We start from the raw sequence: 21986 nt of genomic DNA, 5'->3' as shown, positions 1-21986 counted from the left end.
GCTCAGCTCTTCTGCCACTCCGTGGCCAGGATGGCGTACACCAGCTCGTCGGTCCATTCGCCCTTCACGCGCTCGACCTCGCGCAGGTGGGCCTCCTGGCGCATGCCCAGGCCCTCCATCAGCGACGCGGACGCGATGTTGCGCGGGTCGCACCGGCCGAAGATGCGGTGCAGCCCCAGCTCGTCGAAGCCGAGGCGGAACACCTCCGTCGCGGCCTCGGCGGCGTAGCCCTTCCCGTGGTGCCGGGGGTGCAGGATGATCATGATCTCACCGGTGCCGTGCTCGTGGCTGGCCCACGTCAGCGAAGCGTCGCCGATCAGCTCGCCGGTCTCGACGAGCTCGATCCCGAGGGACAGCGTCTGGCCGGGACGGGTGAGGGTGGTGTGCTCCGCCTTCTTCTCCAGCAGCTGCCGGCTTTCGGTGCGCCGGTGCGGTTCCCACAGCAGGAAGCGGACGACTTCCGGATGCGAATAAATCGCGTGGAACGCCGTGATGTCGTTCCTCGTAAACGGCCGCAGGATCAGCCGCGGCGTCTTCAGTGGATATGTGGGCTGAAGCACAGGCAGCAGCGTAGCCGCAGGCAGGGGCCTCGTCAGGAAGCTTCCGGAAGGGAAGTACCGAAGTGTTAGGAAAAGCCGGGTCGGTGCGGCAACATCACCCGCGGGAGTGACGGTAATTGCGGCAGAAACGCCTGCGCTTTCCGGAAAGCGGGAAGTCCGGATCGGTTTTCCGTCCGAAACAGGAAGACCCCCGGCGTGCTTTCCGGCAACGTCGTCAGCCGTTGCCGGCCCGAGCCGGACTTGCTCGGGACGCCGGGGGTCCGGGGACTGCCTGGTATTCGCTCGCAGGCCTCTACTGTCCTGTCGCGCCTCCGGACGCCGGGCGGCGGTCGACGGAGGGCGGCACTTCGTGACGGCACCCGCCGTCACGAGCTTTTTCGCAGCTTCGGTCCGCTAGCGGACAGCCACCTCACGAGTCCTGTAGTTAATCAACTTCGGACCACCTCCTTTCTCGTGTACTGCCAAGTTATGCCTGCCCGGGGGCCGCTCGCAACATCATTAATTTCACCTTGCGGGAGCGGGTCCGCGCTGGCAGCGGGGGCAGTACCAGGTGGGCCGTTGCTGCACGTCGTGTCCCTGCGTGCCCACCCGCAGCAGCCCACCGCACCGGAAGCAGCCCTGCCGGGAACGCTCGTACACCCAGTTCTGCCTGCCGCGCGTGGTGTCACCCGTGGTGCTCTGCTCGTGACGCCACGCGTTGGCCAGCAACAGCTTCCGGGCGAGCGCGACGGTCTTGCCCGCGTCCACTTCGGACACCGGAACCCAGGGCGTGACCCCGAGCAGGAACGCGATCTCGCACTTGTACAGGTTCCCGACGCCCGCCATGACGCGCTGGTCGAGCAGGGCGAGGCCCAGTTCGCGGTCCGGCTGCTCCATCAGCGCGGCCGCCGCCCGCTCCGCGTGCTCGTCCGTCCACTGTGGATCCAGCAGGTCCGGCCCCAGGTGGCCGACGAGCCGGGACTCCTCCCCGGTCGGGAGCAGCTCCAGGTCGTGCAGACGGAACCCGACGGCCTGGATCTCCTCGGCCGCGAGGACCACCCGCACGTGGTGCGCGGGATGGCGCCACCGCGCGCCCGGCCGGTAGAGCTGCCACGAGCCGTCCATCCTCAGGTGGCTGTGCAGGCTCAGGTCGCCGGAGAACCGGGTGAACAGGTGCTTGCCGACCGTCCGCACGGCCAGGACGGTGCGGCCGGACAGGTCGGTGGTGGCCAGCGCGGGGTGCCGGAAGTCCGTCTTGACGAGCGTGCGCCCGGCCAGTGCCCGGTCGAGCTGCTTGCCGGCCAGGAAGACGGTGTCACCCTCGGGCATCGGTGCGGATCGCCTCGATCGGACCCGTGGTCTCGGCCTCGGTCTCCGGCTCGGGGTCCATGCGGTGCCGTCCCGCGCGGGTGGAGCGCAGGATCTTGGCCAGCACCATGTTGAACGTGAGCGCGACCTCCTGCGCCCCCGGCGAGTGCCACTCGTGGATCGGGCTGCACGCGCCCTGCGCCTGCTGGATCGCGAGGCGGTCGGGGATCGCCGTGGGCATCACCAGCGCGCCGAACGACTCCCGCAGCTCCGCGATACGGAACTGGTGCTCGTGCGAGCGCGGGCGTAGCCGGTTCACCAGCACGCCGACCGCGCGCAGTTCCTGGTTGTGCTCGTCGCGGATCGTCTCGATCGCCTCCAGCGCACGCTGCGCCCCGGCGACCGCGTACATGGTGGGCTCGGTGACGAGGATCGCACTGTCCGCGGCCACCAGCGCCGACTTCGTGAGCCTGCCCAGCGACGGCGGGCAGTCCAGGATCACCAGGTCGTACGGCCTGCCGCGCGGCGGGGCCTCGTCGAGCTCGTCCAGCGCCCGCGACAGGCTGGTCAGCCGCTGCTCGTCGGGGCCGGGCTCGTTGAGGGCCTCCAGGTCCTCGGAGCCGACCAGCACGTCGACGTCCTCGCTCCATGTGCTCACGCCGATCGCGCTGGCGAGCACCGAGCGGTGCGGGTTCTCCAGCACGTCGGCGAGCGTCGCGTCGGTGTACGGCGGGTCCAGCGAGGCCGTCGCGTTGCCCTGCGGGTCGAGGTCGGCCACCAGGGTCCGGATACCACGGCGCATCGCGGCCGAGGCGATGCCCAGCGCGACCGTTGTTTTGCCGACGCCTCCCTTGAGGCTGAGTACGGCGACCGTGTGCACGTCTCCGAGGGTAGCCGGGTGCGGCCACGCACCGCGCCGCCTGTCTTATTACGCTGTCCCACCATGCGAACGGAGATCGGGGCGGCACGCGGCTCGAGCGCGGTCTGGCGGGTACTCGAGGACGAGCTGGCCCGGGTCCGGGCGGGCGGCACGGCCGAGCCGCACGTGGTCGACGTGGGCGGCGGCACGGGCGTCTGGGCGGTGCCGCTGGCGGCCGCGGGCTGCCGGGTGACCGTGGTCGAGCCCAACCAGAACGCGCTGGCCACGCTGCGCCGCCGCGCGCGGGAGCGCGAGGTCGCCGACCGGATCGACGTGGTGGCGGACGACACCGACGCGCTGCGCGACCACGTACGCGAGGGCTCGGCCGAGCTGGTGCTGGCGCACGGGTTGTTCGAGGTGGTCGACGACCCGAACCGCGCGGCCGCCGCGCTGGCCGCCACCGTCGTCCCGGGCGGCGCGGTGTCCGTGCTGGCCGCCAACCGCTTCGCCGCCGTGCTGCACCGCGCGCTCGCCGGGCGGCTCACTGAGGCGCGGCACCTGCTCACCGGCACCGACGGTGTCCTGCCCGACGATGGGGAGAGCATCCTGCGCCGCTTCGACAGCGAGGGCCTGCGGACGCTACTGGAGTCGGCGGGCCTGGAGCTGGCGCTGCTGCAGGGCGACGGCGTGGTGTCCGACTCGCTGGGCGAGGCGGAGTCGGGGGAGTTCAGCTCGGACGAGCTGACGGAGTTCGAGACGGCCGCGAGCATGGTCTCACCGCTGCGGGACGTCGCCACGCGCTTGCACGCGCTGGCGAGGCGCGTCTGACACAGCGGCGCGAAGCGCCTCCACCTGGGGCGGTGGTCGGGCGAGGGGCTGGCGTGTCGGTGGGTCGCTCTAGGCTGACCTGCGATGGGACACAACTCCGGCCTGCGCGCCGGGTACGAACGGTTCCGGGTCTCCGCGCGGCACGTGCCGGACGACACCGGATGCGGGCTGCTGCACGTGGACATGGACGCGTTCTTCGCGGCTGTGGAGTTGCGTACCCGTCCTGAGCTGGTGGACAAGCCGGTGGTCGTGGCCGGGAGCGGCCCGCGGTCGGTGGTGACGTCGGCCAACTACCCGGCGCGGGAGTACGGTGTCCGGGCCGCGATGCCGGCCGCCGTGGCGCGGCGGCTGTGCCCGCAAGCGGTGTTCATCCCGCCCACGCCCGGGCTCTACGGCGAGGTGTCGAAGGGCGTCATGACGATCTTCCGCGAGCTGACGCCGCTGGTGGAGCCGATGAGCCTGGACGAGGCGTTCCTCGACGTGAGCGGGGCGCTGCGGCGGTTGCGGGCGACGCCGGCCGAGCTGGCGGAGCTGATCCGCGAGCGCGTGCGGGCCGAGCACGGCATCACCTGTTCGGTGGGAGTCGCGGGGGTCAAGTTCATCGCGAAGCTGGCGTCGGGGATGGCGAAGCCGGACGGGGTGGTCGTCGTGCCGGTGGACCAGACGCTGGAGTTCCTGCACCCGCTGCCGATCTCGGCGTTGTGGGGCGTCGGCAAGCGCACGGAGGAGAGCCTGCGGCGGCTCGGGCTGAACACGATCGCGGACGTCGCCACGGCGCCCCTGCCGCGGTTGCGGCGGGCGGTCGGCAACGCGGCGGCGGACCACCTGTACGCGCTGGCGAACGGGCAGGACGAGCGCGGGGTCGTGCCGGAGAGCGTGGACAAGTCGATCGGGGCGGAGCACACGTTCGACACGGACCAGCGGGACAGGGGACTGCTGGAGCGGGAGCTGCTGCGCCTGTCGGAGCGGGTGGCGGCGAGCCTGCGGGCGAAGGAGGTGCGGGGCCGCACGGTGTCGATCAAGGTACGGTTCGCGGACTTCCGCACCATCACCCGGGCGAGGACCTTGCCGTCGCCGACGGACGTCGCGCGGGTCATCCACGCCACGGCCGTGGCCTTGCTGGCGGAGGCGGTTTCGGGGGCGGAGATCCGGCTACTCGGGGTGCGGGTCGAAGGGCTCGCCGGAGCCGACGCGCCGGAGCAGCTGAGTTTCGAGCGCCAGGAGCCGCGATGGCGGGACGCGGAGGTCGCGGCGGACGTCGCCCGTTCCCGGTTCGGGTCGGCGGCCATCCGCCCCGCGTCGCTGCTGGCACCCGGCTCGGGTGAACCACAGCGGCGTGGCCCGACGTGACAGTGAGGGTGCCGGATCGTACGAAAGAACCGAACGGGGCACAGCTTGGGAGCGGGATCGGGTAGTCGTCCGCGCGTGGGACTCGTATCCTGGGGGGAGACACCCCGGTCGGGGTGACATTGTTGGGTCCAGGACGTTGCGCGGCCCGGCGCCCGTGACAGCTGTGCCGGAGGAGGAAAGATGCCACTCTCCGAGCATGAGCAGCGGCTGCTCGACCAGATCGAGCGCGAGCTCTATGCCGAGGACCCCAAGTTCGCGTCAACGGTGCGCGGTGCCCGGTTCCGCCGGCCCGCCCGCCGCCGCCGAATCCAGGGGATCGCGCTGTTCGTAGTCGGGGTCGCACTGCTCGTGGTGGGCGTGATGGTCAGGGCGCTGTGGGTCGCGCAGATCCCGCTGGCCAGCGTGCTCGGATTCCTGGTGATGTTCCTCGGGGTGGTGCTGGCCGTCATGGGAGGCCGCGGCCCCGCAGGCGGCAAGGGAGCCAAGGACGGCGCGAGCAGGGCGAAGAGCTCCTTCACCCAGCGGATGGAAGAACGCTTCCGCCAACGCTTCGAGGACCAATAGGTAGGTCTCACAGCAGGTAGCCGGTTCTGTACACAACGGAACCGGCTACCGGCATTTCACAAGGGTTTGAGCGCCCCCCACCACGCCACGGCCACCCGGCGACGAAACCAAGCCCGGCACACGCCCGGACCTCCCCCGTCCCCGATCCCCAGCTGCCTTAGCGGTTGGCTTGCCGGGTCAAGGGTCGCGCAGCGATCGCGAAGCGACGCCGCAGGCGCCCTTGAGGCGGCAAGTCAACCGTTAAACGATCAGGGGATGGGGCGGGGGTGGCCGGGCAGACGAGGGCGCCCAGCGCCCGGTCAAGTCCGCACCCAAGCCAACCACGGCTCACGCGCGCAGCGCGGCTTCAAAGATCAAAAGATGCCTCGCCGGCGGGCAGGCTCCAGGATGATGGGGCCCAAAGGGATCTCACCTCATGCAGGTGGTCGAGTTGGGTGATCATCCCGTCGCCTGCGGTTTGTGCATATCACTTTGAGCCAGACCCGCAAGCTTGGCATGTCAGCTCACGCGAGCACGAGGGTTGCGCGCCTGGCTCAAAGTGATCCCCCGGTGTCAGGCGACGGGATGACCACCTAACTCTGGGGTTGTTCAACCCCGCTTCCGGAAGACCGACCGCGGGAACAGCCTTCCCCGCCAGGACATCGGCGCGTTCCGCCGCAGGCTCTCCCGCACCCCGTCGAACGCCGACGCGAACCCCTGGCCCTCCGGCACCCCTCCGGGCGAGTACCAAGAGCGCTCCACCACGCCGACGACCGTCCGCAGGTGGTCCTGCCCGTTTTCGTCCAGGTGGTGTTGCTGGGCGACCTTCTGCGCCGCCACGCGGACCGTGTCCGACGGGGGGATCGGGAGGCCCCGGTCGGCGCACTCGTCCAGCAGCTCGGCCCACGCCGCGTCCGCCGCGCCGGGCGTGCGGGACTCGATCGCCCGTCTGCGCCGGCGCCGGGCCAGCTCCCGCAGGATCGCCGGGGTCAGCACCGCCGCCGCGAGGACCAGCAGGATCAGCGACAGCGCCCAGTGGATCAGCCACGCGCTCAGCAGCACGGCCACGATCCACGCGCCCGCCGCCGCCAGCGGCAGCCACCGCAACCGGCCCCGGGCCAGTCTCGCCCCGGCGAACGCCGCCACCGTCAGTGCGACCGCCAGCAGCACGACCACCAGCGCACCCCAGCCCGTCCAGCCCGGCGCGGAACCGGGGCTCGACGCCTGCGGGTCGCCCGCCGTGCCCGTGCCGTCGTCCTGCGCCGTCGGGGCGCCCGTCGCGGGGGCGTGCGAGGTGGAGACGCTCGGCACTTCCTGGTCGTCCGTGGCGGACGGGTCGGTGGACGCGCTGCCCGACTGGAGGTACGGCGGCACGTACCCGCGGCCGTCGGACCGCGGCGTCGGGTCGAAGCTCACCCAGCCCAGCTCGGGGCCGAAGTACACCTCGACCCACGCGTGCGCGTCCTGCGACGTGATCATGCGGTAGTCGCCGTCGGAGTAGCCCGTGGTGAACCCGACCGCCACCCGTGACGGGATGTGCAGCACCCGCAGCATCACGGCCATCGCCGACGCGAACTGCTCGCAGAACCCGCGCTTGCCGTTGAGCAGGAAGTCCGCCAGCGCGTCCTTGTCCGTGGCCGGCGCCGTCTGCGTGTCGTAGGTGAACCCGTTCTCCGCGGTGAAGTACCGCCAGATGGCCGTCGCCTTGTCGAACGTGGTGGTGGCGCCCGCCGTGAGCTGCTGTGTCAACCCGACCACGCGCGGGTCGACGTCGCTGATCTGCGTGTACACGGCGGGCACCGGCGAGCCGCCGGTCGACGCCGTCTCCAGCTGCTCCTTCGTCGGCTCCGCCAGCGACGCCAGCTCCGTGTACGGCGCCACGTGCTGCTTGCGCTCGCTGAAGACCGCGCCGCTCTCCGGGTCGTAGTACCAGCCCGGCGTGACGCCCTGCAGCCCCCGTAGCGCGCCGTACACCGGCAGCCACACGTCCACCCAGTTCACGGGCTCGATCTGGATCCGCCGCGACTCGGCCGCGCCGTCGTCACCCGGCGCGGCGGGCAGCGTCTGGTCGGCCGGGTAACCCGCGGGCATCGGCCCGTCCGGCAGGCTCCAGCCCTGGTTCGGCCGGTAGGTGTCCAGCGTGAACGCCCGCAGCAGCCGCTTGTCGTTGCCGAGGCCGCTCACCCGGAACAGGTCCACGGTGTTGCCCTGGTCGAGCATCCCGCGCAGCGACGTGAACGGGTTGACGCCCAGGCCGCCCGAACCCGAGCCCGCACCGCTGCGGCCGCTGCCGGGCAGCCGCCCGACCGTGCCGACCGCGGTGATCGCCGTGCCTGCCACCAGGCCGAACACCAGCGCCAGCGCCACCACCGCGACAGGCACCGACGCGGCCGCGGCGGAGCGGTTCGCGCCCGGCGTGTCGCGGTTGCGCCAGCGGCGGTGCCGGTGGTTGCCGTCCACCGCGAGCAGCGCGGCGAACGCCGACGCGCCCAGCAGGAACGTCCACCACGGCAGCATCGAGTCCGACAGCGACGCCGGGACCGCGTACACGCACAGCAGCACGAGCCCGGTCGCGGCCGGGGCGGCCGCGGCGACGGCGAGCGTGTCGACCAGCACCGCGACCAGGCCGATCGCGATGGTGACCAGGCACAGGATCGGTGGCGTCGGGTCGACCGGCGGCAGGCCGGTGCGGATCTGGTCGAACGCGGCGATCAGCACGTCGTTCAGCTCGGAGAACGCGGCCGGCCCCGGCAGCACCGCGAGCACGCCGCTGCTGGTGAACACGCCCGTGACCAGCAGCAGGAGCACCACGAGCTGGGCGAGCCCGACCACCGGCGTCGGTGTGCGGATCGAACGCAGCGCCAGTCCCGTGCACGCGACGAGCACCACGGTGACCGTGACGTAGCCGAGCCAGCTGACGCCGCCGACCACACCGGTCAGCGACGTCGACGCGCACAGCGTGGCGACGCCGGCCGCCACGGGCGCGAGCACCGAGCTGCGCCACACGGGCGGCGGCTGGACGTAACGCTTGGACGGGGTGTGCAGCTCGGGACGGCCCGGCGGGGGAGCCGACGCCGGGGGACGGGGCATCGTCGCGGTCACCGGGCACCGCCCAGCAGCACGCCCCGGCCCGCGCCGGTGCGGCACAGCTCGGCCCAGACCTGCTGCATCGGGGCCGCCGCTTCGGCGACCACCACGCCCCAGCCCGCGGCCCGCAGCAGCGCCACCGACTCCTCGGTGGCCGCCGCGCGCTGCTCCGGCGCCGTGACGCCGCCCGAGAACGCCGGGGTGTCCAGCAGCACCGCGAGGCTGCGCGTGCCGCGCGCGCGGAACCGCGTCAGCTCGTGGACCGCCTCGTTGCTCACCGTGCCCAGGATCGCGATCAGCTCCTGCCCCTCGGCCGGGTCGTGCCCGGTGGTGAGATCCCGCTGGTGCGCGGGCTGGAGCGCGGCGAGCGCGTCCAGGATGACGTTGTCGTATCCCTCGCCGCCGTCGCCGGGCGTGTCCGCGAGCAGCTTGCCGTGCTCGGTGACCAGCCGGACCCGGTGCCCGGCCTTGCGCAGGTGCAGGCACACGCTGGCGGCGAACGAGATCGCCCACTCCAGGCTCGCCGCGGGACCCGTGCCGTGGTGGGCGGCCGCGCGGTGGTCCAGCAGCACCGTGGTGCCGCCCCGCCACGGGCGCTCTTCGAGGCGCACCATGATCTCGTCGCGGCGCGCGGTGGAGCGCCAGTGCACCTTGCGCAGGTCGTCGCCCTGGCGGTACGGGCGCACGATCACGTCGTTCTCGCCCTGGCCCGCGTGCAGCCGCACGCTGCCGTCGTCACCCGCGCCGACGCCGGCCCCGCTCGGCAGCCCCCACAGCGACACCACGCGCGGAACCACGACCAGCCGGGTGTGCCCGATCAGCTCGCGCTCGAACTCGCACAGCCCGAACGGGTCGGTCAGCGTGGCGCGCAGCGGGCCGACCTGCTGGATGCCACGCAGCATCGGCTGGATGGGATAGCGCAGCGCCACCGACCGGCCCTGCGGCAGCCGCTCGACCACGAACCGCGGCCGCGAGCCCAGCGCGTACGGCACGCCGTCTTCGAGCAGCACCTCACCCGAGGGCAGCTTGCCGTTGCGCCACAGCGCCAGCTCGACCTCGCTGTGGGACCCGGCCGCGACGCGCTCGGGCAGCATCCGCCGCGAGGCGCCGATGCGCACCCGCGACGCGGCGAGGAACACGGCCACCAGCAGCGGCAGCCCGACCACGAACACCGCGACACGCAGCAGGTCGCGTTCGTTGAGCACGATCGAGCAGACCGCCGCCGCCACGCCCGCGGCGAGCAGGCAGCGTCCTCGCGTGGTCAGCCCCGACAGCGACCGCAGCATGGCCGGTTACCGGCGGCCCTGGCCGTTGACCGCCGGACCGCCCTGCGGCACCGGCACCCGCTGCAGCACCGACCGGACGACGTCGACAGCCGAACGCCGCGCGGCGTGCGCCTCGGTGGTGAGCACGAGCCGGTGGGCCAGCACGGGGATCGCGACGGCGTGCAGGTCGTCCGGGACCACGAAGTCGCGCCCGGACAACGCGGCCTGCGCGCGGGCGGCGCGCACGAGCTGCAGCGTGGAGCGCGGCGAGGCGCCGAGGCGGATCTCCGGCACCTGGCGGGTGGCGGCGACGACGTCGACGGCGTAGCGGCGCACCTCGGGCGCCATGTGCACGTTGCGCACCAGCCGGATCAGCCGGACCACGGTGGCCGCGTCGGACACCGGCTCCAGCTCGGCCAGCGGGTTGTGCCCGGAGTGCTCGTCGACCATCGCCAGCTCGGCCTGCTGGTCGGGGTAGCCGATCGACACGCGCGCGGTGAAGCGGTCGCGCTGCGCCTCGGGCAGGGCGTAGGTGCCCTCCATCTCGATCGGGTTCTGGGTGGCGATGACCATGAAGGGGTCGTCGAGGGTGTAGGTCGTGGTGTCGACCGTGACCTGCTGCTCCTCCATGCACTCCAGCAGCGCCGACTGCGTCTTCGGCGACGCGCGGTTGATCTCGTCGCCCACCACGATGTTGGCGAACACCGGGCCGGGGCGGAAGTCGAACCCGCCGGTCTGCCGGTTGTAGATCGACACGCCGGTGACGTCGCTGGGCAGCAGGTCCGGGGTGAACTGGATCCGGCTGACCGTGCAGTCGATGGAGCGCGCGAGCGCCTTCGCCAGCGACGTCTTGCCGACGCCGGGCACGTCCTCGACCAGCAGGTGGCCCTCGGCGAGCAGGGTGACGAGCGCGATCCGCACCACGTCGGGCTTCCCGACGAGCACGCGTTCCACGTTGCCGGCGATGCGGCGCATCGTGTCGTGCAGCTCGTCGAGGGAGACTGTCCCGTGCCCGTTGTAGGCGGTAGCGCCGGACGCGTAGTACGGCGCCTGTCCCGGCTGTTCGCCGGTGTACTCGCCGGGGGTCGCGGGCTGGGTCCTCGACGTCACTCGACCTCCTGGTGGTGAAACCGTCGTGCGTGCTGTGGGTGCGGAGCGATCCGCACGCCCCCGGACGAGTGGTGGCGCGGAAGCGTCTCACAGCCGGGTCCGGCGGCGCGTACGAGCCTTCGATGCTGCTGGGCTGGCAGCCAGCCTGGCATCCAGTGTGTCAAACTCCCGCCAACCCCGTTACCGAACCCTCGTTTTCCCGGGTGATGGGCAATCCCCAGGGCACCCTCTATGCTGCGGTGAGGATCCGGTCGGTCACGGAGAGGCGCGATGGTCGAGACGAAGGCGGCACCGAGTGTGGGCGCCGGTGCGTTCGCGGTGTCCCCCGAGCTCGCGACAGCCGCGTTCGCGCAGCTCACGCAGTTGCAGGACGTGGTGGGCGAGCTGGTGCGCGAGGCGAAGGTCCTCGGCCGCGCGGTCCCGCTCGGCGGCGGGTACGCGGCGGAGATCGGCGACTTCATGGCCCGCTACGGCATCGACGGCCCCGGGTCGGCGGCCGAGCAGCTCACGGCGTTCGGCAGGCAGCTCGACGGGCTGCGCACGGACATCGCACAGGCGCTGCGGCGCTACCGGAACGCCGACGACGATGCGGCGGGCGGGGTCGACTGCCACGGTGGGTAGGCGATTCACCGGCCTCGTGCTCGCCGCCGGCCTGCTGCTGGCCGGTTGTGGCGCCCAGGCCGCACCACCCGCGTCCGATTCGCCGTCCCCGGTGCCGCGGGCCGGTCTCGCCGCGCTCGCTCCGTGCGACCTGCTGACGTCGGTGGACCGCTCGACGGCGGGGCTGACGTCGCTGGGCAAGGCGAAGACCATCGGCACCGCGCGGGCCTGCGACTGGACCGAGACCGGCCTGTTCGGCCTCACGATCACGCTCGACGACACCACCTCGCTCGCCGACCTGAGGACCGGCAAGGGCAAGCAGCTGACTGTCGGCAGGCACCAGGCGTTCGAGGCCGTGGACCGCTCGGCGGGTGACGGCACGTGCGCGGTGCTGCTCGACGCGGGCAGGAGCGCGAGCGCGCAGGTCGACGTGTCCAACGCGAACTTCCGCGACACGGACCTGGCCTGCCGCCGGGCCGAGACCGTGGCGCAGTTGATCGAGCCGAAGCTGCCGTAGGGGAGTGGGTGTGACGATTCCGGAACCGGTGCGCAGGTACGAGTCGTACTCGCACGAGGAGCTGGCCGCCGAGGTGGCGGACGGGAACGACCCGGCCGCGGCCGGGCGGATCGGCGAGCAGTGGGCGGCGCTCGGCACGCGGCTGCGCGAGTCGGCGGAGCTGCTGCGGTCGATGTCCGACCGCAGCCAGGAGGCGTGGCAGGGCCCGGCGGCCGACGCCGTGCGCGCGACGCTGGCGCGGGCCGCCGACTGGTCGCACCAGGCCACGGACGTCTCCTTCGCGCTGGCGTCCGCCGTGTCCGACCAGGCCGGGATCGCCGCGCGGGCGCGCGCCGAGATGCCGCCGCCGGTGCCCTACGACCCGGTCGCGATGATCCGCGAGTCCGCGGGCGACGTGTTCGCGCTGGCCGGGCTGTCGGAGCGGATGGCGCGGCGCAGGGCGGAGTCCGAGGCGGCGCGGCAGAAGGCGGTCGACGTGATGGTCGCGCGGGACGCGGCGCTGCGGGCCGCTGTGCCGGACCGGTCGTTCGAGGCGCCGGCTTGATCCGCGTCTCCGCGTCGGCGTTCGACATCCTCTGGCAGGACCTGGGGTTGCGGCGGGCGCCGGTGCCGTTCGAGCTGCGCAGCGTCGGCGGCACCGCCGGGGAGCGGGCGGAGATCCGGGAGGCGGTGTACCGCAACCTGGCCGAGCGCGGGCTGTGCACGGCGGGCCGGGTGGACGCGACGCTGGCCGACCGGCTGGAGACGCTCGCCGAGGCCACGTTGTACGTCGAGTGCGAGGCGCTCGTGTCGCTGGCGGACGAGGCGCCGTTGCGCGCGGTCGCCGCGGTGGCGGGCAGGCGGGCGGTGCTGGCGGCGCAGCCGAGCCGGACGATCGGGTTGTCGCCGATCCGGGACACCGAGGTGTTCGCGGCCGTCGTCGGGTTGCTGCCGCCGTTCGAGCCCGGGCCGGGGCTCGGGGTGAGCGTGCCGGAGTCCGCGGTGCACGGCGCCCAGTCGCCCGCGCAGGAGAAGCAGCTGCGGGAGATCCGGAAGATCCAGGCGCGGCCGGTCCTCGGCGCGGGCCAGTTCTCGGTGCGCGTGCGGGACGGCGAGCACGTGCGCCGGGCCGGCGGGGTCAGCTGGTTCACCACCGACGCCGGCGCCTACTGCGCCACGGTGGCCGAAGGCCGCGGCGGGCAGTCCTGGCTGACCCTGACCCCCGCGGACCCGGCCCGGGTCGCGGCCCGGCTGGCGGATCTCGTGAACTGACGGCGCCCGGGCGCGGTGGCCACTCCGGTGGACGTGGCCGAGTGGTGGTGTTCACGTCGTCGCCGCCCCCCCACCGCGCCCCACCACCGTCCCCCACTCCTCCCACACCGCCCCACCACCGGGCCCTCCGGGACCGTCCCGGTGCCCCGGTCACCCCCGCGGCGGGGGAGTGGGCAGTTGCGTCCCCCACCTTTCCCCCACTCCACCCCACAGGTCCTCACCTGCGTAAACGTCCGGATTTTCGCTCGGACGAGCGCATCGCCCACGTTGACTGTGGTGAAAAGTGGGGTACCGTGGTGCGCAGTGGGGCGGAAGGGAGGCCCCGTGGGAGGTGGGGCCGGTGTTCCTCGGTACCCACACCCCGAAACTGGACGACAAGGGGCGGCTCACGCTGCCCGCGAAGTTTCGCGACGCGCTGGCAGGTGGACTGATGGTCACCAAGGGGCAGGACCACTGTCTCTACGTGTTCCCGCGCGCCGAGTTCGAGCAGATGGCCCGCAAGGTCGCCGAAGCGCCGTTCACGAACGAAGCGGTCCGCGCCTACCAGCGCTACCTGTTCGCCGGAACGGACGAGCAACGCCCGGACGGGCAGGGGCGCATCGCGATCGCGCCCGAGCTGCGGCGCTACGCCGGGCTCAACAAGGAGTGCGTGGTGATCGGCGCGATCACCAGGCTGGAGATCTGGGACGCCCAGGCGTGGCAGACCTACCTGGAGGAGCACGAGGACAGCTACGCGAAGGCACAGGAAGAGGTTCTGCCGGGCGTGTTCTAGACGTGCGGTGAAGCCGGTGCCCACGCCGTCGGGGGGCGCGGGAGCCGGTGTGAGGACGACATGAACTCGGATGCCGTGAGGCCTCTGTCCGCTCAGCGGCCCTGGTGCACCTTCCCCGGCACCAGGTCCGCAGCGGGCGGGCGGGGACCTGACGGCATCCGTTTTCTGCAAGGGCGAACAGGGGGTGGTCGTGGCCGAGCACGTGCCGGTGCTGCTCGAGCGTGTGCTCGAACTGTTCGCCCCCGCCCTCAGTGACCGTCCCGCCGTCCTCGTCGACGCCACCGTCGGCCTCGGCGGCCACTCCGACGCCCTGCTGTCCGCCCATCCGCAGCTGCGGGTGATCGCGCTGGACCGCGACCCCAACGCGCTCGAAAAGTCGGCCGAACGCCTTGCGGCGCACGGAGACCGCGTGGAGTTCGTGCACGCCGTGTACGACCGGCTGCCCGAGGTGCTGGCCGAGCGTGGACTGTCGCAAGTGGACGGTGTGCTGTTCGACCTCGGCGTGTCCTCGATGCAGCTGGACCGCGCCGAGCGCGGGTTCGCCTACGCCAGGGACGCGCCGCTGGACATGCGCATGGACCCGACCACCGGGCCCACCGCCGCGGAGGTCCTCAACACGTACCCGCCCGGCGAGCTGGTCCGGATCCTGCGCGACTACGGCGAGGAGCGGTTCGCCCAGCGGATCGTGAAGGCTGTCGTCGCGGAGCGGGAACGCGAACCGTTCGAGCGCAGCGAACGGCTGGTGAAGCTGCTGTACGACGCCGTGCCCGCCGCCAGCCGCCGCACCGGCGGTCATCCCGCGAAGCGCACCTTCCAGGCGCTGCGCATCGAGGTCAACGGCGAGCTGGAGGTCCTGCGGCGCGCGATCCCCGCGGCACTACAGGCGCTCGCCCACGGCGGCCGCATTGTCGTGGAGTCCTACCAGTCGCTGGAGGACCGCATCGTGAAGCAGGGCTTCGCCGAGCTGGCGAAGTCCCGCACCCCGCCGGGGCTCCCGGTGGAACTGCCCGGCCACGGACCCCAGCTGAAGCTGCTGACGCGAGGGGCCGAGAAGGCCGACGAGACCGAGACCGAGCACAACCCGCGCGCCGCTTCTGTCCGGCTCCGCGCGGCGGAACGCATCAGGGAGGGCACATGACCGCGCCCACACGGACCCGGCGCAAGCCGCCGGCCGAGACGCCGTCGCGCACCCGCGCGAAGGAGGCCACCCGCGTCGAGCGCCGCCCGACGCGGACCGGCCAGCAGCGGACGACGGCCGCCGAACGCGCGTACGCCCGCCGCGCCCAGCGCGTGGACCTGTTGCGCCGCACCGACGACGAGCCGAAGCGCGACGGCCGGAAGCTGCGGCTGCGCTGGCCGCGTTCGCGCGCGTCGTTCGTGCTGATCGTGATGACGCTGCTGGCCGCGGGTGTGGTCACCACGCTGCTGCTGTCCACGCAGGCGATCGCCGACTCCTACCGGCTGGAGCAGATCCGCGAGGAGAACTCGAACCTCGCCGAGCAGTCCGAGCAGCTGCAGCAGGGCGTGACGAAGGCGGAGGCGGCGTCGTCGCTGGCCGCGCGCGCGAAGGCGCTCGGCATGGTGCCCGCGGGCAACCCGGCGCACCTGGTGCAGAACCCGGACGGGTCCGTCACGGTCGTCGGGACGCCCGAGAAGGCCGTCGGCCAGGCACCGCCGCCGCCCAGCACCGCCGCCACCCCGCCGCCCGCGAACCCTCCGGGCACGGCGCCGATCGAAGGTGACGTGCCGCAGGGCGACGAGCCGCAGCCGCCGGTGGTGTCGGCACAAGCGGGAGGCCAGTGATGCCGGAGCGCTCCCGGCGCCGCACGTACACCGCACGGGTGCGGCAGGTCGCCGGGCGGCCGTCCGCGGCCACCGGCAAGAGCCGCTACGTCGCCGTCCGCGTCGTGCTGGTCGGCGTGCTTGTCGTCGCGGGCCTGAAACTCGTGCAGGTGCAGGGGTTCCAGGCCGAGGCGCTGTCGGCGAAGGCGGAGAGCCAGCGCACCACCACGATCACGATCCCCGCGCAGCGCGGGGCGATCGAGGACCGCAACGGGGTGAAGCTGGCGTTCAGCGTGGAGACCCGCGCGCTGTCGGTGAACCTCAAGGTGATGCGCAAGAACTGGGCCGACTACGCGCAGAAGAACCCGCAGTCGGGCCAGAACTTCGAGACGCGCGCGGCCGCGGCCGCGAAGTTCATGGCCGCCAAGCTGCCCGGCAAGGTCACCGAGGCCGAGCTGCTCGCGGACTTCCACAAGACGCAGGCGTTCACGTACCTGGCCAAGGACGTCGAGCCGTCGGTGGCCGAGGAGATCACCAAGCAGTTCCCGGAGATCGGCAGCGAGGTGCAGGCCGCGCGCCAGTACCCGGGCGACACGCTGGCCTCCAACGTGGTCGGGGTGGCCAACTGGCGCACCGACGACCCCGACGTGTCCAAGCACAACCTGCACGGCATCGCGGGCCTGGAGGCGACGCGCGACGCGGACCTGGCGGGCACGCCGGGGCAGTACGTGGCGGACACGGCGTCGGGCGACGACAGCGTGATCATCCCGGGCACCGAGCGGGACGTACAGCCGGCGACGGCGGGCAACGACCTGGTGCTGACGCTCGACTCCGACGTGCAGTACGTGCTGCAGAACGAGCTTTCGGACTACGTGACGAAGTACCACGCCAAGGGTGGCAGCGCGGTCGTCATGGACGCCAAGACCGGCGAAATCTACGGCCTCGCCGACGCCCGCACGTTCAACCCGAACGACGACAGCACGTACACGCCGGACCTGATGAACGACACGGCCGTGAGCACGCCGTACGAACCGGGCTCGGTGAACAAGATCGTCACCGCGGCCGCGGCGATCGACACCGGGGTCACCACGCCGCAGACGGTTCTCGACGTGCCTGGCTCGTTGCAGGTCGCCGACCACACCATCCACGACGCGTGGAGCCACGGCACCGTCAAGTACACGACCACCGGGGTGTTCGCGAAGTCGTCGAACATCGGCACGCTGCTGCTGGCGCAGCAGGTCGGCCCGGACCGGTACGTGCAGTACCTGCAGAAGTTCGGGCTCGGGCAGTCCACCGGCATCGGCCTGCCCGGGGAGAGCAGGGGTTCGGTGCCGCCGCGCAACACGTGGACCGGCACCACGTTCGGCAACCTGCCGATCGGGCAGGGCCTGTCGATGACCGTGGTGCAGATGACGGGGATGTACCAGGCGATCGCGAACAACGGCCTGCGGGTGCAGCCGCGGATCATCAAGCAGGAGGTCCGCCCCGACGGAACCGTGGTGCCCGAGGCGGCGCCGCAGAGCGTGCAGGTGGTGAGCCCGCAGACCGCGACCACGGTGCGGGACATGATGCGCGCGGTCACGCAGAAGGGGAAGAACGGCAACAGCGGCACCGCCCCGACGGCGGCGCTGGAGGGCTACCAGATTTCGGGCAAGACCGGAACGGCACAGCAGATCGACCCGGCGACGGGGGCGTACAGCAACTCGCTGTACAACATCACGTTCGCCGGGATCCTGCCTGCGGACAACCCGCGCTTCGTGGTGGGCATCATGCTGGACGCGCCGAACACGGGCTCGGCGGCGCCGCTGTTCCACGACCTGGCGTCGTACCTGACGCAGCGGTACCAGATCCCGTTGTCGCCGGAGCCCACGCCGTACATGCCGCTGCAGATCAACCAGTGAGGTTCGCGGATCTGCGCCCCCGGGAAACGGGGGGCGCCGGTTCGGTGTGCGCGGAAAATGTCCGCCCCCACCGACAGTTCCGCCCCAGCACGGGCACCCCGGCGCCCCAACGCCTACCGGCTCACGGTGGTGCTCCCCGCCGTCGGTAACCTTCCCGCCTGTGTCGGTCAACAACGAGGGGCAGGTCCCGGACAGCCCGGTCAAGGCGGCGGTCGCCCCGCCGCGCCCGGCCCGGATCAAGCCGGTCCCGCTCACCACGCTGGCCGCCCGCGCCGACGCGCGCGTGATCGCGGACGTCGCTGGCTGGCCCGGCGACGCGACGGTCACCGGAGCCACGCTGCGCGCCCAGCACGTCCTGCCCGGCGACCTGTTCGCCGCCCTGCCGGGCGCGCGGGCGCACGGCGCGGACTTCGCCGCCGACGCGCTCGCCGCGGGCGCCGCCGCCGTCCTGACGGACGAGGCCGGCGCCGAGCGGCCCGCGCTGCGCGACGCACGCGTGCCCGTCCTCGTCCACTCCGACCCCCGCGCCGTGCTCGGCTCGGTCGCCGCCTGGATCTACGGCGAGCCGTCACTGGAGCTGGCCGTGCTGGGCGTCACCGGGACGTCGGGCAAGACCACCACCGCGTACCTCGTCGAGGCGGGCCTGCGGGCCGCCGGGCGCACCACTGGCCTCATCGGCACGGTCGAGACGCGCATCGCGGGCGAGCGGCTGGCGAGCGCCTTCACCACGCCCGAGGCGCCGGACCTGCAGGCGCTGTTCGCGGTGATGGTCGAGCAGGGCGTCACGCACGTGCCGATGGAGGTCTCCAGCCACGCGCTCGCGCTGGGCCGCGTCAACGGCACCCGGTTCGCGGTCGGCGCGTTCACCAACCTGTCGCAGGACCACCTCGACTTCCACAAGGACATGCAGGAGTACTTCGAGGCGAAGTCGCTGCTGTTCGACGGGCGCTCCAGCACGGAGATCGTCGTCATCGACACCGCCTGGGGCCAGGCGCTGGTGAAGCCGCACACGATCACCGTGTCGACCCAGCCCGGCGTGGACGCGAACTGGACCGCCGCCGACCTCGCCGGCACCCCGTCGGGTGAGCAGTCCTTCACGCTGCAGGGCCCCGACGGCCGTACGGCCCGCGCCACGCTGCCGCTGCCGGGCACGTTTAACGTCGCCAACGCGCTGCTGGCCGCCGCGATGCTGGACACCGCCGGGGTGGAGCTGGCCGACATCGTCGCCGGGCTCGCCGCCGTCGAGGTCCCCGGCCGCATGGAGCGCGTCTACCTCGGCCAGGACTTCACCGCCGTCGTGGACTACGCGCACAAGCCCGCCGCCGTCGCGGAGGCGCTGGACGCCCTGCGCGCCCGCACCACCGGCCGCATCATCACCGTGCTCGGCTGCGGCGGCGACCGCGACACCGCGAAGCGCCCGCTGATGGGGGAGGCCGCCGCGCGGCGCAGCGAAGTGCTCATCGTGACCGATGACAACCCGCGCTCGGAGGACCCGGCCCTGATCCGGGCCGCGATGCTCACCGGCGCGCGCGCCGCCCGCGCGGGCGGTCGCGTGCTGGAGATCGGCGACCGGCGCACGGCCATCACCAGGGCCGTGGAGCTCGCCGAGCCGGGCGACGTGGTGCTGATCGCGGGGAAGGGGCACGAGACCGGCCAGGAGGCCGGTGGCGTGGTGCACCCCTTCTCCGACCGTGACGAGCTGGCGGCCGCCATCCGCCACCGGCTCGAGGGACAACCAGGAGTATCCGCTTGATTCCGCTCACCCTGGCGGAGATCGCCAGTATCACCGGCGGGACGGTGCACGACGGCGACGGCGCTGCCGTGGTCACCGGCACCGTGGAGTTCGACTCCCGCAAGCTCACCCCCGGCGGCCTGTTCCTCGCCCTGCCGGGCGAGAAGGTCGACGGGCACGACTTCGCCGCCAAGGCCGTCGAGGCCGGCGCCGTGGGCGTGCTCGCCGCGCGCCCGGTCGGCGTGCCCGCGGTCGTCGTGCCACCGCTGCCACCCGGACAGGGGCACCCGACCGCGTTCGCGCTGACCGCCGACAAGGACGGTTCCGGCGCGGCCGTGCTCGCCGCGCTCGCGAAGCTCGCCCAGCACGTCGTGCGGGAGCTCGTCGCGAAGGGCCTCACGATCGTCGGCATCACCGGCTCGTCGGGCAAGACGTCGACCAAGGACCTCATCGCGCAGCTGCTCGAACCGCTGGGCCCGACGGTCGCCCCGCCCGGGTCGTTCAACAACGAGCTGGGCCACCCGTGGACCGCGTTGCGCGCCGACGAGAGCACCCGGCACCTGGTGCTGGAGATGTCCGCCCGCGGCCGCGGGCACATCGCCGAGCTGGCGGTCACCGCGCCGCCGCGCATCGGCGTCGAGCTCAACGTCGGCACCGCGCACGTCAGCGAGTTCGGCTCGCGCGAGGCGATCGCGGAGGCCAAGGGCGAGCTGGTCGAGGCGCTGCCCGCCGACGGCGTGGCCGTGCTGAACCTCGACGACCCGCTCGTGGCCGGGATGGCGAGCCGCACCAAGGCCCGTATCGTCGGCACCGGCGAGCACCCCGACGCGGACGTGCGGGCCGAGGGCATCACACTCGACGACCAGGCCCGGCCCTCGTTCCGGCTCGTCACCGCGCGGGGCTCCGCCGACGTGAAGCTGCCGCTGTACGGCGAACACCACGTGGCCAACGCGCTTTCCGCCGCGGCCGTGGCGCTCGAACTCGGTTCCACAGTGGACGAGGTCGCCGCCCGGCTGTCCACTGTGGAGCGCCGCTCGGGTCGCCGGATGGAGGTCGTGCAGCGCGCCGACGGCGTGACGATCCTCAACGACTCGTACAACGCCAACCCCGAGTCGGTGCGCGCGGCGCTCAAGGCGCTGGCATCGATGAGCCGCGGCAGGCGATCTTGGGCGGTCCTCGGTGTGATGGCCGAACTGGGGGCCGATAGCGTGTCCGCGCACGACGAGATCGGGCGGCTCGCGGTCCGGCTCAACATCGGCAGGCTGGTGGTCGTCGGCGAAGCTGCGGCCGCGATGCACCAGGGGGCCAGTCACGAAGGCTCCTGGGGAGAGGAGTCCGTGCTGGTGCCCGACACCGACGCCGCGATCGAGCTGCTGCGTGAGCAGGTCGAACCCGGTGACGTCGTGCTCGTCAAGGCTTCCAACTCTGCCCAGCTGTGGCGGGTGGCGAACGCGCTGCTCGAGGATGGTGTTGCGTGATCAGCATTCTGGTCGCCGCGGGGATCGGGCTCCTGGTCTCCATTCTGCTCACCCCGTATCTGATCCGGGTGTTCTCCCGGCAGGGTTTCGGCCAGGAGATCCGGGAGGAGGGCCCGCAGGGGCACAAGTCCAAGCGCGGCACGCCCACGATGGGCGGGGTCGCGATCATCCTGGCGATGCTCGTCGGCTACTTCCTGGCCCACCTGATCAGCTGGCAGCGGCCCTCGGTGTCCGGCCTGCTGGTGCTGTTCCTCGCGGTGGGCCTCGGCGTGGTCGGCTTCCTTGACGACTTCATCAAGATCCGCAAGCAGCGCAACCTGGGGCTGAACAAGACCGCGAAGCTGGTCGGCCAGCTCGTGGTCGCGGTCGCGTTCGGCATCCTGGTGCTCAACTTCGCCGACAAGTACGGGCTCACGCCGGCCTCGCGCAACCTGTCGTACGTGCGCGACCTGGCGCTGATCACGTTCCCGTCGGTGCTGTTCGTGCTGTTCTGCTACATCGTGATCTCCGGCTGGTCCAACGCCGTGAACTTCACCGACGGCCTGGACGGGCTCGCCGGCGGGGTGTCGGCGATGGTGCTGGCGACGTACGTGGTCATCGCGTTCTGGCAGGAGCGCCTGTCCTGCGTGAACACCCCGCAGGCGGCCTGCTACGACGTGCGCGACCCGCTGGACCTGGCGGTGGTCGCCGCCGCCGCGGCCGGTGCGTGCGTCGGGTTCCTGTGGTGGAACGCCGCGCCCGCGAAGATCTTCATGGGTGACACCGGTTCGCTGGCCCTCGGCGGGCTGGTCGCGGGCCTGTCCATCACGACGCGCACCGAGCTGCTCGCCATCGTCATCGGCGGCCTGTTCATGGTCGAGATGATCTCGGTGGTGCTGCAGATCGCGGTGTTCCGCACCACCCGGCGGCGGCTGTTCCGGATGGCGCCGTTCCACCACCACTTCGAGCTCGCGGGCTGGGCCGAAACCACGGTGATCATCCGGTTCTGGTTGCTGGCCGCGATCTGCTGCATGTTCGGCCTCGGCCTCTTCTACAGCGAACAGCTCAGCGCGGGAGGCTAGGAA

20 protein-coding genes are annotated in these 21986 nt (G+C 72.4%); 14 read left to right on the top strand and 6 right to left on the bottom strand.

Annotation, left to right across the window (positions count from 1 at the left end):
• Positions 1–2: 2 nt before the first annotated feature.
• From FHX82_RS12395 to FHX82_RS12385, 3 genes are all read right to left on the bottom strand, one after another.
• A complete protein-coding gene (locus tag FHX82_RS12395; protein ID WP_145936940.1) occupies positions 3–560 on the bottom strand; it encodes a GNAT family N-acetyltransferase in 558 nt (185 codons plus the stop codon).
• Between the two features lie 504 nt (positions 561–1064).
• Positions 1065–1868, bottom strand: a complete 804-nt coding sequence (locus FHX82_RS12390; RefSeq protein ID WP_145936939.1) for a DNA-formamidopyrimidine glycosylase family protein — start codon at positions 1866–1868, stop codon at positions 1065–1067.
• Complete coding sequence (locus tag FHX82_RS12385) at positions 1855–2727, bottom strand: ParA family protein (protein ID WP_145936938.1); 873 nt, start codon at positions 2725–2727, stop codon at positions 1855–1857. Before FHX82_RS12385 ends, FHX82_RS12390 begins: the two co-directional genes overlap by 14 nt.
• 63 nt (positions 2728–2790) lie before the next feature.
• Between FHX82_RS12385 and FHX82_RS12380 the strand changes: the two genes are divergently transcribed.
• From FHX82_RS12380 to FHX82_RS12370, 3 genes are all read left to right on the top strand, one after another.
• Entirely contained in the window at positions 2791–3534 is a 744-nt protein-coding gene (locus tag FHX82_RS12380; protein ID WP_145936937.1) for a methyltransferase domain-containing protein, read from the top strand.
• Between the two features lie 84 nt (positions 3535–3618).
• Entirely contained in the window at positions 3619–4884 is a 1266-nt protein-coding gene (gene dinB / locus FHX82_RS12375) for a DNA polymerase IV (protein ID WP_145936936.1), read from the top strand.
• 180 nt (positions 4885–5064) lie between these two features.
• Positions 5065–5448 (top strand): SCO2097 family morphological protein, encoded by a 384-nt coding sequence (locus FHX82_RS12370; RefSeq protein ID WP_145936935.1) that lies wholly within the window; start codon positions 5065–5067, stop codon positions 5446–5448.
• A gap of 588 nt (positions 5449–6036) precedes the next feature.
• Here FHX82_RS12370 and FHX82_RS12365 read toward each other — a convergent pair.
• The 3 genes from FHX82_RS12365 to FHX82_RS12355 are packed head-to-tail and all read right to left on the bottom strand — an operon-like array spanning position 6037 to position 10889.
• A complete protein-coding gene (locus FHX82_RS12365; RefSeq protein WP_145936982.1) occupies positions 6037–8517 on the bottom strand; it encodes a transglutaminase TgpA family protein in 2481 nt (826 codons plus the stop codon).
• Positions 8518–8525: 8 nt separating this feature from the next.
• On the bottom strand, positions 8526–9800 hold the full coding sequence (locus FHX82_RS12360) for a DUF58 domain-containing protein (RefSeq protein WP_145936934.1): 1275 nt from the start codon (positions 9798–9800) through the stop codon (positions 8526–8528).
• A 6-nt stretch (positions 9801–9806) separates the two neighbouring features.
• Positions 9807–10889 (bottom strand): AAA family ATPase, encoded by a 1083-nt coding sequence (locus FHX82_RS12355; protein ID WP_183176609.1) that lies wholly within the window; start codon positions 10887–10889, stop codon positions 9807–9809.
• A 270-nt stretch (positions 10890–11159) separates the two neighbouring features.
• On the opposite strand from FHX82_RS12355, the gene FHX82_RS12350 reads away from it, so the two are divergent.
• From FHX82_RS12350 to mraY, 11 genes are all read left to right on the top strand, one after another.
• Positions 11160–11510, top strand: a complete 351-nt coding sequence (locus FHX82_RS12350) for a hypothetical protein (RefSeq protein ID WP_145936933.1) — start codon at positions 11160–11162, stop codon at positions 11508–11510.
• Positions 11503–12006, top strand: coding sequence for a DUF3558 family protein (locus FHX82_RS12345; RefSeq protein WP_229881285.1), 504 nt, complete (start codon positions 11503–11505; stop codon positions 12004–12006). The genes FHX82_RS12350 and FHX82_RS12345 overlap by 8 nt, the downstream gene beginning before the upstream one ends.
• Before the next feature lie 10 nt (positions 12007–12016).
• Positions 12017–12550 carry a PPE domain-containing protein gene (locus FHX82_RS12340; protein ID WP_145936931.1) on the top strand — a complete coding sequence of 178 codons (534 nt, stop codon included), beginning with the start codon at positions 12017–12019 and terminating at the stop codon, positions 12548–12550.
• Positions 12547–13257 carry an ESX secretion-associated protein EspG gene (locus tag FHX82_RS12335; protein WP_145936930.1) on the top strand — a complete coding sequence of 237 codons (711 nt, stop codon included), beginning with the start codon at positions 12547–12549 and terminating at the stop codon, positions 13255–13257. The genes FHX82_RS12340 and FHX82_RS12335 overlap by 4 nt, the downstream gene beginning before the upstream one ends.
• A gap of 340 nt (positions 13258–13597) precedes the next feature.
• The gene (gene mraZ / locus FHX82_RS12330) at positions 13598–14029 is read left to right on the top strand and encodes a division/cell wall cluster transcriptional repressor MraZ (protein WP_145937137.1); all 432 of its coding nucleotides are present in this window, start codon (positions 13598–13600) and stop codon (positions 14027–14029) included.
• A 184-nt stretch (positions 14030–14213) separates the two neighbouring features.
• Positions 14214–15167, top strand: a complete 954-nt coding sequence (gene rsmH, locus FHX82_RS12325; protein ID WP_145937138.1) for a 16S rRNA (cytosine(1402)-N(4))-methyltransferase RsmH — start codon at positions 14214–14216, stop codon at positions 15165–15167.
• Positions 15164–15832: a cell division protein FtsL gene (gene ftsL, locus FHX82_RS12320; protein ID WP_145937139.1), complete on the top strand. Its 669-nt coding sequence runs from the start codon at positions 15164–15166 to the stop codon at positions 15830–15832. Before rsmH ends, ftsL begins: the two co-directional genes overlap by 4 nt.
• A complete protein-coding gene (locus FHX82_RS12315; protein WP_145937140.1) occupies positions 15832–17712 on the top strand; it encodes a peptidoglycan D,D-transpeptidase FtsI family protein in 1881 nt (626 codons plus the stop codon). The genes ftsL and FHX82_RS12315 overlap by 1 nt, the downstream gene beginning before the upstream one ends.
• A gap of 160 nt (positions 17713–17872) precedes the next feature.
• Positions 17873–19465, top strand: coding sequence for a UDP-N-acetylmuramoyl-L-alanyl-D-glutamate--2,6-diaminopimelate ligase (locus FHX82_RS12310; RefSeq protein WP_145937141.1), 1593 nt, complete (start codon positions 17873–17875; stop codon positions 19463–19465).
• Positions 19462–20922, top strand: coding sequence for a UDP-N-acetylmuramoyl-tripeptide--D-alanyl-D-alanine ligase (locus tag FHX82_RS12305; RefSeq protein ID WP_145937142.1), 1461 nt, complete (start codon positions 19462–19464; stop codon positions 20920–20922). The genes FHX82_RS12310 and FHX82_RS12305 overlap by 4 nt, the downstream gene beginning before the upstream one ends.
• Positions 20919–21983: a phospho-N-acetylmuramoyl-pentapeptide-transferase gene (gene mraY, locus FHX82_RS12300; protein ID WP_145937143.1), complete on the top strand. Its 1065-nt coding sequence runs from the start codon at positions 20919–20921 to the stop codon at positions 21981–21983. Before FHX82_RS12305 ends, mraY begins: the two co-directional genes overlap by 4 nt.
• Positions 21984–21986 lie beyond the last annotated feature (3 nt).

It is taken from the genome of Amycolatopsis bartoniae (assembly GCF_014191255.1).
Lineage (GTDB): Bacteria > Actinomycetota > Actinomycetes > Mycobacteriales > Pseudonocardiaceae > Amycolatopsis_E > Amycolatopsis_E bartoniae.
The sequence above is the reverse complement of the archived record's forward strand: the minus strand, read 5'-3'. Positions and strand labels throughout refer to the sequence as shown.